General features: G+C 46.2%; 10 protein-coding genes. 3 read left to right on the forward strand and 7 right to left on the reverse strand.

Features of this window, described 5'->3' with window-relative positions; translation table 11 throughout:
* Nucleotides 1–98 precede the first annotated feature (98 nt).
* From trmD to GXP69_RS09855, 7 genes are all read right to left on the reverse strand, one after another.
* Nucleotides 99–776 (reverse strand): tRNA (guanosine(37)-N1)-methyltransferase TrmD, encoded by a 678-nt coding sequence (trmD, locus tag GXP69_RS09825; protein ID WP_163914866.1) that lies wholly within the window; start codon nt 774–776, stop codon nt 99–101.
* Nucleotides 776–1,357, reverse strand: coding sequence for a ribosome maturation factor RimM (rimM, locus tag GXP69_RS09830; RefSeq protein WP_163914868.1), 582 nt, complete (start codon nt 1,355–1,357; stop codon nt 776–778). The genes trmD and rimM overlap by 1 nt, the downstream gene beginning before the upstream one ends.
* Before the next feature lie 11 nt (nt 1,358–1,368).
* Nucleotides 1,369–1,917, reverse strand: coding sequence for a 30S ribosomal protein S16 (locus GXP69_RS09835; RefSeq protein ID WP_163914871.1), 549 nt, complete (start codon nt 1,915–1,917; stop codon nt 1,369–1,371).
* A gap of 712 nt (nt 1,918–2,629) precedes the next feature.
* Nucleotides 2,630–3,382: an acyl-CoA desaturase gene (locus tag GXP69_RS09840; RefSeq protein ID WP_163914873.1), complete on the reverse strand. Its 753-nt coding sequence runs from the start codon at nt 3,380–3,382 to the stop codon at nt 2,630–2,632.
* 244 nt (nt 3,383–3,626) lie between these two features.
* The gene (locus tag GXP69_RS09845) at nt 3,627–4,298 is read right to left on the reverse strand and encodes an RluA family pseudouridine synthase (RefSeq protein ID WP_163914875.1); all 672 of its coding nucleotides are present in this window, start codon (nt 4,296–4,298) and stop codon (nt 3,627–3,629) included.
* A gap of 159 nt (nt 4,299–4,457) precedes the next feature.
* Nucleotides 4,458–5,276, reverse strand: coding sequence for a 3-methyl-2-oxobutanoate hydroxymethyltransferase (gene panB / locus GXP69_RS09850; RefSeq protein WP_163914877.1), 819 nt, complete (start codon nt 5,274–5,276; stop codon nt 4,458–4,460).
* A 79-nt stretch (nt 5,277–5,355) separates the two neighbouring features.
* Nucleotides 5,356–8,007, reverse strand: coding sequence for a putative LPS assembly protein LptD (locus tag GXP69_RS09855; protein WP_163914879.1), 2,652 nt, complete (start codon nt 8,005–8,007; stop codon nt 5,356–5,358).
* Between the two features lie 85 nt (nt 8,008–8,092).
* On the opposite strand from GXP69_RS09855, the gene GXP69_RS09860 reads away from it, so the two are divergent.
* From GXP69_RS09860 to GXP69_RS09870, 3 genes are all read left to right on the forward strand, one after another.
* Nucleotides 8,093–8,875 carry an N-acetylmuramoyl-L-alanine amidase family protein gene (locus GXP69_RS09860; RefSeq protein WP_163914881.1) on the forward strand — a complete coding sequence of 261 codons (783 nt, stop codon included), beginning with the start codon at nt 8,093–8,095 and terminating at the stop codon, nt 8,873–8,875.
* 20 nt (nt 8,876–8,895) lie between these two features.
* A complete protein-coding gene (locus tag GXP69_RS09865) occupies nt 8,896–9,954 on the forward strand; it encodes an MlaD family protein (RefSeq protein WP_163914883.1) in 1,059 nt (352 codons plus the stop codon).
* An 81-nt stretch (nt 9,955–10,035) separates the two neighbouring features.
* Nucleotides 10,036–11,664, forward strand: coding sequence for an acyl-CoA carboxylase subunit beta (locus tag GXP69_RS09870; protein WP_163914885.1), 1,629 nt, complete (start codon nt 10,036–10,038; stop codon nt 11,662–11,664).
* The last annotated feature ends 44 nt before the right edge of the window (nt 11,665–11,708 follow it).

Consider the following 11,708-nt stretch of genomic DNA (forward strand, 5'->3'; position numbering starts at 1 on the left):
CAATTATTTTTTACATAGGAATACTTGCCCGAAAAATTTATTTTTTCTGTGTTATAGTAAGTTAGCAGCCACTGCAGGCCAACTATAAACTATGGTTTTTATTCGTTCAGCAGGTCTGGTCTGCGCTGCCTGGTTCGCTCTACAGCCTGCTCAAAACGCCACTGCTCTATTTTAGGTGTGTCGCCTGATAACAGGATCTCCGGCACTTTCAGTCCTTTGTATTCTGCAGGGCGGGTATATACTGGTGGGGCCAGCAAACCATCCTGAAAAGAATCTGTCAGGGCAGAAGTTTCGTCGTTCAGTACGCCTGGTATTATCCGGATAATGGCATCTGCCAATACAGCTGCACCTAATTCACCACCCGAAAGCACATAGTCGCCTATGCTGATCTCATGAGTAATGAACTGCTGACGTACACGCTCATCTACACCTTTATAATGACCGCAAAGAATGATGATGTTGTGCAGCAGCGAAAACTGGTTTACAGTGTTCTGGTTCAGCGTCTGGCCGTCCGGTGTCATGTAAACTATAGCATCGTACTCACGTTCGGCTTTCAGGTCTGAGATGCACTTATCTATCGGCTCTATCATCATCACCATACCGGCACCGCCACCAAAAGCATAATCATCTATCTGGCCATGTTTGTTGATGGCATACTTACGCAGGTCGTGCACATGCACTTCGGCAAGGCCTTTTTGCTGCGCGCGTTTCAGAATAGAGTGGCTAAAGGGGCTGTCCAACAGGTCGGGCTGACAGCTGATAATATCGATGCGCATTATTTTTCCTCTTCCGTGTCCTGGTCAGCATCATCTGCATCTTCGGGACGGCCCGGTTGGGTATAGACTTCCAGCAATCCTTCCGGAAGGTGAACGTGTAGTATTTTACCTTCGTGGTCGGCACGCAACATGGTTTCATCCATTACCGGTATCAGCATTTCCTGGCCCAGGTAGTCCATGGCCATTAGTTGCTGTTGCGGCATGTCATAAAAATCCTTCACGGTACCCAGCTCGCCGTGGTTTGCATCCACTACTTTGTAACCGATCACGTCGTGGAAGTAGAATTGGCCTTCTTCCAACTCTGGTAACTCGTCGAGTGGTAAGTATAAAGCTGTATTGCGAAGCTTTTCGGCCTGCTCTACAGTTGTTATATCTTCAAACCTGATGATGAAGCGACCTTTCTGCTGTGGCTCTATTTCATCAATAAAAAATGGAACCAGTCTTCCCTGTTGTTCAAGGAAAACTGATTCCAGATCTTCATAATCTTCGGGGTAGTCAACGTCAAAAAACGCGACAACCTGCCCCTTTATGCCATGCGTTTTAACGATGTATCCAAGCTGAAAACAAGCATCAATATTCATGGCAAAATAAATTATGCTTGCTCTTCAGTAGATTCGCCTTCAGCAGCTGGTGCTTCAGGAGCTTCTTCTGCCTCAGCAGCAGGTGCGTTAGCAGCAGCTTTCTCAGCATCACGCTGACGGATAGCTTCTGCACGCGCTTCTTTCTTCTTGGTTTCAGCTTCGAAAGCAGCTTTCTTAGCAGCTTCTTTAGCAGAGCTCAGGCTTTCAACTTTACCTGCAATCTTCGCATCTTTCGCGTTCTTCCACTCTTCAAAACGAGCATCAGCAGTCTCCTGCGTAATAGCACCCTTTACAACACCGATCTGCAGGTGTTTTTTGTAAAGGATACCTCTGTAAGAAAGCATCGCTTTAACAGTGTCAGTTGGTTGCGCTCCGTTCATCAGCCACTGGAATGCTTTCTCTTCGCTGAAATCGATAGAAGCAGGAACAGTGTTAGGGTTGTAAGTACCCAGTTTCTCGATGAATTTACCATCACGTGGTGCACGAGCGTCAGCTACTACGATATCGTAGATAGCGGCTTTTTTGCGGCCTCTGCGGGCCAGTCTGATTTTAACAGCCATTGTTTATAAATAAGTTAAGTCGGCGGAACCCGTCCGCCATTTTTTAGATCGGCAAAGGTAAGGATAGTTTAGTTAATTTCAAACTATAGTTTATACAGCAATCTTATCGTTTTATGCTGTTAAGTTGCAGTGTTATAGTTGATTTTGGGTTATAGGGCTGTATTGTCATGTCGAGTGTAACGAGATTATAGTTACTAAACAGCTATCGTTCTATAGTAAACTATAGTTGTTACTGGACACAAGCAGTCTCTTCTATAGTTACTGCTGATCCTGGGAGCTCTACTAGCCTATCGTTTCAATCCAGCTTTGGTGCGCTCACGGCCGCGAGGCCCCGTCTTCGGGTATCGCGCTGCTGCCTTCTTGCTACCCTCGCTGCGCTCGGATTGCCTGCGGCACCGCAACAAGTCAAAGGCGCTCAACCCAAAGACTGAGGTCATTCGATAGCTACAACTTTAGTTTATTAATAGGTTATAATTGCATCGCCTTTCCGTGGTAATAATTTCAAGGGTCACGCTGCGCCTGCCTGCTCGTAGTCTGTAACTATAGAACAATAGTTGAAACTATAGCAGTAGCAGCAAAGTCCCCCTTCGAAGGGGGTAGGGGGATGACCAACGCTAACTATAAAACTAAAGACAATGTCCCCTCTCCTGTTTTAGTAGAGGGGTGGGGTGAGGTAAAACAGAAAAGCCCTCCGTTTCCGAAGGGCTTTTTGTTATGCGTTGGCTTTTACTTTCACCTTAACAGGCTTTAGTTTTATAATGCTTAGTTTATTCAGCGTCCAGATAACCGGCCAGGTTGGGTCTACTTCCCACCACTTAACACCGAAGTTAACACGGTTTGGTAGCTTGTGGTGGTTATTCTGGAACAATTCACCACCTGTTAGGAAATCGAAGAAAAGGGAGTTTCTTGACTTATCGTTGTTATCGAAGTTCTGATAACCATACTTATGACCGCTCCAGTTTACGATAGCACCATGTACAGGACCCATCAGGAAATGGATTGGCAGCAGCAGGTACATCCACCAGTATTCTGCAAACTGAATGTAGAACAATACATACAGCACGCCCCAGCCAATTCTGGAGTAGTATGAATCGCCTATTTTCTCGATCAGGTTCCATACCGGGTAATTTCCATCAAAACGACGCTCTGGCTCGACACGGTTATTCAATACATCGTTGTAAATATTTTTGGTCTTCCACATCATCGCAAAGGCATTGTTAGAGAAGTGCGGCGAATGCGGATCACGTTCTGTATCAGAAAAAGCGTGGTGCATGCGGTGCAGAATAGCATAAGCGCGCGGCGACAAAAACGAAGAACCCTGCGCAATATAGGTAAGCAGGTAAAATGCCTTTTCCCAGAAAGGGTTCATGGTAAACATTTTATGCGCTGCATAGCGATGCAGAAAGAATGTCTGTACAAAAAGTGATAAGTACCAGTGTACTAAAAAGAAAATCAGGATGGCCATTAATGTGATTATATTGGGTATTTAGTTTGATCAGACTGGAACTATACATTAATACAGTGCCAGTTAACTGCAAAATTACAATAGGTTTTGAATGAAAATAGCACTGGAACTATAAAAGTTCAGAAAGGTGACGAAAATCAGGTTTTTGTATAATGTATAATGAGTAATGATGAATGAATAATTAATCCGCTTTTTTCTTCCGGACATCATTAACTTATACTCATCACTAGTTAGTCATTATTCATTAAATAAACGGTTTCCAGACCGGGGTTGCGGGAAGTGAGGCGCTTACAGTTATAGTTGTTTTTAGTGTTGGGTGCTCAAAATGAAGTTCGCGGGCGTGTAAGGCAATACTTTTATCGGGCAGGGGTTGAGGAGCGCCGTATTTCAGGTCACCAACTATAGGGCAGCGCATGCTCGCCAACTGCACACGTATCTGGTGCGGTCTGCCGGTAATCGGGTTTACTTCCAGTAGATACTTGCCTTGCTGAGATGCGAGTAATCTATAGTTTAGCTCCGATCGGGCACCAGCTTTGTTCTCTTTGGCAAAGGCTTTGGTTACATTTTTAGACGCATCTTTAACCAACCAGTGTACCAGCGTGCCGCTCTCTTGTTGTGGTTTGTTTAAAACTATAGCCCAGTAGATTTTCCGCGTTTTCTTGCTCCTGAACAGTTCATTCAGCCTTGCAAGCGCCTTCGATGTTTTGGCCAGCAGCACGACACCACTTACTGGCCTGTCCAGGCGGTGCACAACACCAATAAATACATTGCCAGGTTTGTTGTATTTCTGTTTGATATAGTCCTTCGCCAGGTCAGCAAGGGTAACATCGCCGGTTTCGTCGCCGTGCACCAGCAAGCCTGCCGGTTTATTTACGACCAGCACATGGTTATCCTCAAACAGAACATCTAAAGCCAAGCTTGGTTAATTATGAATTAGAAATTATGAATTATGAATGCAGTACTATGGGGATGTTGATTGAAGGGGATCAAAAGTCAAACATGCTGAAGCAACTATAGAAATCAAGAACTACGAACTACTCATTCATAATTCGTAATTCTTAATTCATAATTAAATTTAATATGCTTCTTTCTCGTTCGGGAACTCGCGGTTCTTTACGTCTTTTACATAGTTCTGCACAGCATCAGTCATAATGGTATGCAGGTCGGCGTAGTGACGCAGGAAACGTGGCTTAAACTCTTTGTTGATGCCCAGCATATCATGCACAACCAGTACCTGGCCATCTACATGCGGGCCGGCGCCAATGCCAATGATTGGGATCTGCAGGCTTTCAGCTACACGCTTTGCCAGCGACGATGGAATTTTCTCCAGTACTATAGCAAAGCATCCGAGTTCCTGCAGCAGCAACGCGTCCTCAATCAGCTTTTGTGCCTCGGCTTCTTCTTTGGCCCGCACGGTGTAGGTACCAAATTTATAGATAGACTGTGGCGTTAAGCCAAGGTGGCCCATCACAGGTACGCCGGCACTTAAAATGCGGGTAACAGAATCTTTTATCTCAGCACCGCCCTCAATTTTTACCCCATGCGCTCCGGATTCCTTCATAATGCGAATGGTAGAACGCAGTGCTTCAGATGAATTGCCCTGGTAAGAACCAAACGGAAGGTCAACAACTACAAACGCGCGCTTAACACCACGCACTACCGACTGCGCATGGTAGATCATCTGGTCCAGCGTAATGGGTAAAGTGGTTTCGTGACCGGCCATTACGTTAGATGCCGAGTCTCCAACCAGCAGCACATCCACCCCGGCAGCGTCCAGAATAGTAGCCATCGAGAAGTCATAGGCAGTCAGCATCGAGATCTTCTCGCCACGTTCTTTCATGTTCTGCAGCTGGTGCGTAGTTATTTTCTTGATATCGTTTTTATGAACAGACATAGTTTGCAGTGTTAAATGAAGTGTAAAGCTATAAAACTATCTTAAACTATAACAGCCACCCGGGGGCGGCTGTTTTGGGTTATCTGTAATTTATACCTGTTGCAGATGATCTTTTGGTCAGGCGCAGGTCGCGGAGCAGGGCAGATCGGGCGTTAATGGTAATGTTGTAGCCCCGGCTGTATCCAAATGGTATCCAGCTGATGCTCATGTCCCAGCAATGCAGGTCGCGGTGTATGTTGAGCTGTGCACTGGATATTTGCTGAGCTACCAGGTCATAGTAAGCGCTGTAGCCAATTTTCCATTTATCTGTAATGCTCACATCACCATTCAGGTCGGCTTTATTATTTATTGAGTTAGGCTGTGCTCCGGTTCCCCGGTTAAAGTTCAGGGTATAGCCGATGTTCAATGACCACGGAATTTTAAAATCGATGTAGTCTGGCTCAAATACATTCGGGTTCTGGCCTAATTCCGGTACAGTGCTCTGAGAGGTTGTATTATTTTGTCTTGATTGCGGGTTCAGGCTTGCCGTAAGGTTAAGTCCTGCATTTATTAAGCGTGCAGGTTTAAAGCCAGGTCCGCTAAGCAAATAGCGGTCTACAAAGGCACCAGCCGAGTCTGTTTGGTAAGGATTGAACAGCGCATTGGCATTCAGGTTTATTACTTTAAGAATGCGTGTGTTCAGGCTCATGGAGATGTTGCTCAGCTTAAAGGCTTCGGCGGCAAAGTTATAGCTACCGTTTATACTGAAGTTGTCGATCAGGCTCACTTTTTCGAACTGCTTGCCTGTAGTGTCACCTTTGGCCTTAACCTTCATTTCCAGGTTATTGCTCAGCCCAAAACTCAGGGCACTTGTTAACCCTGTACCTGGTGCTCCGGATTCGAAACGGCTGAACGGCCTGTAAATCGGTCGTCCGTTCACATCATCGCCTACATACAGTGTCTGATAGAAGCCATAGAATGGATCTCCGAAATCTGGGCGATAACTATAGGAAATGGATGGCCTTATTAAATGGCGAATGGCTTCTACACGTTTACCACGTACTTGCACCGTTCCATAAATTGTTGTGCTGAGCGATGCTCCGGCGCTGTATTCATAAACACGACCAAATTTGGCTGTATCTACTTCCAATGCATTCAGGTCAGGGTTGTATGCGAAAGAGAACTTGCGGTCCAGCCACCGCTCTGAATAAGATACTGAAGGCGACAGGTTGAAAAATTTCAGAACTTTATAGTTGCCCAGTCCGATCTGAAAGTTGTGGGTAGCAGAACGGCGGCCGTTTTCCCAAAGCCTTCTTACGTCTCCGAAGCTGATCGTATCGTTTTCGGTGTTGGCACCTACCACAGGTAAACCGTTAAACAGTGATCTGCTTCCCGGTATAATGTTCGACATTTCGTTAGCTGCTGTTAAACTATAGCCAAGCGTAAAATTTTCGTACCAGTTACCAGTTGGGACGTTGTTTGTCAACATCTCATACAAACTCACCTGTGTCATGCCAAAACTGATATCCGGCAACACAAAGTTCATGGTACCGTTTGCCTGCTGAGACTGTCTTAACTTAACTGTGTAATTGAACGGTGAGTTCTGAATGTTTTTCTGGTATGTGATACTGGAGTTAAACGACGCAGCAAGACGGTCGGAAACGGTGCTGTTTCCTGAAATCCTGTTGTGAAGCGGATCGCTCTGAATGTTTACGTTAGCTGTAAATCGGCCTTTGCCTGGTTTCTGTACCGGGTTGTGGTTCCATCGAACACCCCATGAGCGCATTGTTGGTGGAAGCTGAGCTCTCAGATCATTCGTAGCCCGGGACTGCTCTACATCAGCTTCATCGTTCTTAAAATAAGTATAGTCTACCGACAGGTTTCCCTGGTACGAGTAACGTTTGCGGTAATCGTTGCTCATACGCAGGTTATAACCCCCTAGTGAGTAAATATCACCGGTTAAAGTCGTGCCGATGTAGTCGTTTAGGGCCAGGTAGTAACCACCATTCATCAGGTAAAATCCGCGCGCAGAACTCTCGCCAAAGCTTGGCACAATTACCCCGGATGAGCGATTGTTTTTAGGCGTTGGGAAAAGCCCGAACAGGAAACCCAGCGGCGTTGGAATATCACCAATTACCAGGTTAAATGGCCCCGACATTACTTTGTCTTTAGGGATGGCTTTTATTTTGCCGGCACTGATATAGAAGTGTGGGTGCGCTAGGTTACAGGTAGTGTATTTATTATGAAACCCGAAAATTTCGTTGTGTTCGTTCTTTTTTACGATCTCGGAATGTATAAATCCTTCACCTTGCTGCGTTACTACTTCTGCAATGCGACCACGTTTGGTCTTGAAGTTGTAAACGATACGTTTTGCTGAGTAGGACTCGGCGCCATCGGCAAAAAGCGGTACGCCAATGTCTTTGCCTGAAGAGTCGGGGAGGGAAGTGGCCGTGAGAGTATTTGTTTCGTAATCGATGCGGATATAAGCGGCATCCAGTTTCATGGTGCCATAGTTGATCTTGGCATCGCCATACAGGTGCACTACCTTCGAGTCTGCTTCCAGTTGGATGGAGTCTCTGGCAGAGTATTTGATTGTCGTCTCGATGTCGCCTTGCGGGGTTAACCGGAGCGAATCAGTGGTGACGGTATCCTGTGGTGTAGCAGCGGCCCGAGACTGTGGTGCACGGGTAAGCTGAGCGGCCGCCTTGAGGGGAGAAAGTACGGCTAGCTGTACCAGCAGCAAAAAAATCAAAATGTGTCGCAACTTCTTCAGACTTCCCTAAAGTTTTATTTAATTTGTACAAAGTTATTGTTTTAGCTTTTAACTAACGAGCGTTGTGAGAAATATTGTTATCATTTCAGTTTTAGCCCTTATTTTCCTCCTGTGCTCTTCAAACAGGCTCGAATTACGCAAAGACTACAGGGTGCGTACAGTCGTTATAGATGCTGGTCATGGTGGCAAGGATATTGGTTGTAACGGTAAATTCTCGCACGAGGCTGATGTAGCCCTTCAACTTGCTTTGCAGGTAGGTGAATTGATTGAAAAAAACCTGCCGGATGTAAAGGTTGTTTATACCCGCAAGGAAGATAAATTTGTAGAACTGATAGACCGTGCCGGTATAGCCAATAAGAACAACGCCGACCTGTTTATATCCATCCACCTGAACGCAGGACCGCCTACAGCTTTCGGTACCGAAACTTATACTATGGGGTTGCACACATCCAAAGGTAACCTGGATGTTGCCAAGCGCGAAAACTCCGTAATTCTGCACGAAGATAATTATAAAGAGAACTATGGCGGCTTTGATCCTAACTCTCCGCAAAGCCATATCTTATTTACTTTACACCAGAGCGCATACATGGAGAACAGCCTGCGCTTTGCCCAGAAAGTTGAAAACGAGTTTAAAACACGTGCAGGGCGTACAAGCCGTGGCGTGAAGCAAGCTGGTTTTCTGGTGCTCTGGAAGTCGTATATGCCAAGTGTGCTGATAGAGTGTGGTTTTCTGACCAATGTGAACGAAGAAAAATTTCTTAACGATAAAACGGGGCAATCGTATATGGCTTCAGGTATATATCGGGCTTTCAGAGATTATAAGAAAGAGCTCGAGGCCATGAACTAACAAGTACCTAACACCCCTTCGTGAAACTGAAAAAAGAAATAAAAGTAGCGCTGCTTGGTATAGTGGCGCTGGTCATTTTATACTTCGGATTTATGTTCCTGAAAGGTTCAGACATATTTTCCGATTCCAGAACCTATTATGTGCTCTATAATAATGTAGATGGTTTAACGGCATCTAACCCTGTTATGCTGAATGGTGTGCAGGTGGGTACGGTGCAGAAGCTGAATCTGCTTACCAAGGAGAAGAACCACATACTTGTAGAGCTGAAAGTAATGGATGACCTGCAGGTCGGCGATTCTACTATTGCGGCACTTGCCAGTTCCGACCTGCTAGGGAGCAAGGCTATTGTGTTATACCTGGGCAACAGCAGTAAAATGTATAACGGGGGCGAACGCCTGATCCCGTACAGCGAAAAGAGCATAGCCGATATGCTTTCCAGTAAAGCTGTTCCGGTTATTGATAGGGTGGATACCACGCTGGCCCGTGTAAACCGCCTGCTCGACTCCGAAGCCAAGCAAAATATACAGCTGATACTGGCCAATACACAGGCTACTACCGAAGCACTGAACCAGATGCTGCGAGCTAACCAGCGTGATATCAGTGAAATTACAGCCAATACCAATGCCCTTATTGCATCGTTGCGCCAGACGCAGCGCCACATAGACCGCATGGCTGTAAACATGGCCGAAATTACTGATACCTTAAAACGGGCTGAGGTTAATAAACTAATTGATAATGCCAATAAGGCTGTTGTGGAAATGCAGCAAACAGTTGCCAAGCTCAACTCAAATGAGGGCTCAATGGGCAAGCTGATGAACGACAATGCCCTGTACGAGAATATGGCGCGCTCTACCGAAGCCCTGAACATGCTGTTGCGTGACATACAAGCCTACCCGAAACGCTACGTGCAGTTTTCTCTGATTGGCCGAAAGGATAGATATAAAGTAGACGCTACCGGACGTGTAATAACCCTGGAAGAAGTAAAAGATATGCAAGACGAAAATCCAGACGAGTTCAGAAGGCCTGTGCCTGATACGTTGAAAGTTCCGCTTAAACCGGATACAACAAAATCTAAATAAGACTATAAAATTGTATATTTGTGAAATCCGCTTTCTGGGCGGATTTTTCTTTATAAGTGCCCCAATACAAACCTACCCTCAATGGATATCGAATTCAACAAAAACGAAGACTCCTTAAAGCAACTTGTATTTCAGCTTAAATCGAAGTTAAAGAAAGTATACCTGGGCGGCGGCGAAAAACGCATTGCCAAAGAGCACGAAAAAGGTAAGTTAACTGCCCGTGAGCGCATTGATTACCTGATTGATGAAGGCTCGGAATTTCTGGAAGTAGGCGCCTTTGCAGGCGAAGGTATGTACCCTGAAGTTGGTGGTTGCCCGAGCGGTGGCGTGGTGACAGGAATTGGCTACATTAAAGGTCGCCAGTGCGTGATTGTTGCTAACGATGCCACTGTAAAAGCCGGTGCGTGGTTTCCGATAACTGCCAAGAAAAACCTGCGCGCACAGGAAATCTCCATTGAAAATAAGCTGCCTATAGTTTACCTGGTAGATAGCGCCGGCGTTTTCCTGCCAATGCAGAACGAGATCTTCCCGGATAAAGAGCACTTTGGCCGCATGTTCCGCAACAACGCAGTAATGAGTTCGATGGGGATTGTGCAGATTGCTGCTATTATGGGAAGCTGCGTGGCCGGTGGCGCTTACCTGCCGATCATGAGCGACGAAGCTCTTATAGTGGAGGGTACAGGTTCGGTGTTTTTAGGTGGATCATACTTAGTGAAATCTGCCATCGGCGAAACTATAGATAACGAAACGCTGGGCGGAGCTACCACGCATTGCGAAATTTCCGGGGTTACAGACTATAAGTGCAAAGACGATAAAGAAGCGCTGGACCACATCCGCACTATTTTCGATAAACTGGGTGAGAACCCGAAAGCCGGCTTCAGTAGAGTAGAACCAGCTGCTCCTAAACTGGATGAGCAGGAAATCTACGGCATTCTGCCAGCCGACCGCGCGAAGCCTTACGACATGATGGACATCATTCACCGTTTGGTAGATAACTCGGAATTTGAGCCTTACAAAGAACTTTATGGCCAGTCGCTGATCTGCGGCCTGGGCCGAATTGATGGCTGGGCTGTGGGTATAGTTGCCAACCAGCGCAAGATCGTGAAAAGCAAAAAAGGCGAAATGCAGATGGGCGGCGTAATCTACTCCGACTCTGCCGACAAGGCAGCCCGCTTTATCATGAACTGCAACCAAAAGAAAATTCCGCTGGTGTTTCTGCAGGACGTATCCGGGTTTATGGTTGGTAGCAAGGCCGAACACGGTGGCATTATAAAAGATGGCGCTAAAATGGTAAATGCCATGGCCAACTCGGTAGTGCCTAAATTCACGATTATAGTTGGTAACAGCTACGGTGCCGGTAACTATGCCATGTGCGGCAAAGCCTACGACCCACGCCTGATTTACTCGTGGCCAACAGCCCAGTTAGCCGTTATGAGCGGGGCAGCTGCAGCCAAAACTCTACTTCAGATTCAGGTATCGGCGCTAAAAGCCAAAGGCGAAGAAATTACCCCTGAAGCCGAGCAGGAGCTGCTGGAGCGCATTACCGCAAAGTATAACGAAGAACTGTCACCTTATTACGCGGCGGCTCGTTTATGGGTAGATGGCATCATCGATCCGCTGGAGACCCGCAAAGTAATATCCATGGGCATAGAAGCGGCAAACCACGCCCCGATAGAGAAACCATACAACGTGGGTGTGATACAGACGTGATTTGAGGAAATTAAAAATTATGAATTAGAAATTAGAAATTGATT

Origin of the sequence: Pontibacter burrus (genome assembly GCF_010686685.1) — a bacterium.
In the GTDB taxonomy this organism is placed as follows: domain Bacteria; phylum Bacteroidota; class Bacteroidia; order Cytophagales; family Hymenobacteraceae; genus Pontibacter; species Pontibacter burrus.

What these genes read in the sequence shown, in the direction of transcription:
- trmD (WP_163914866.1), bottom strand. Translation starts at nt 776, where the DNA reads ATGCGCATCGATATTATCAGCTGTCAGCCCGACCTGTTGGACAGCCCC.
- rimM (WP_163914868.1), bottom strand. Translation starts at nt 1,357, where the DNA reads ATGAATATTGATGCTTGTTTTCAGCTTGGATACATCGTTAAAACGCAT.
- GXP69_RS09835 (WP_163914871.1), bottom strand. Translation starts at nt 1,917, where the DNA reads ATGGCTGTTAAAATCAGACTGGCCCGCAGAGGCCGCAAAAAAGCCGCT.
- GXP69_RS09840 (WP_163914873.1), bottom strand. Translation starts at nt 3,382, where the DNA reads ATGGCCATCCTGATTTTCTTTTTAGTACACTGGTACTTATCACTTTTT.
- panB (WP_163914877.1), bottom strand. Translation starts at nt 5,276, where the DNA reads ATGTCTGTTCATAAAAACGATATCAAGAAAATAACTACGCACCAGCTG.
- GXP69_RS09870 (WP_163914885.1), top strand. Translation starts at nt 10,036, where the DNA reads ATGGATATCGAATTCAACAAAAACGAAGACTCCTTAAAGCAACTTGTA.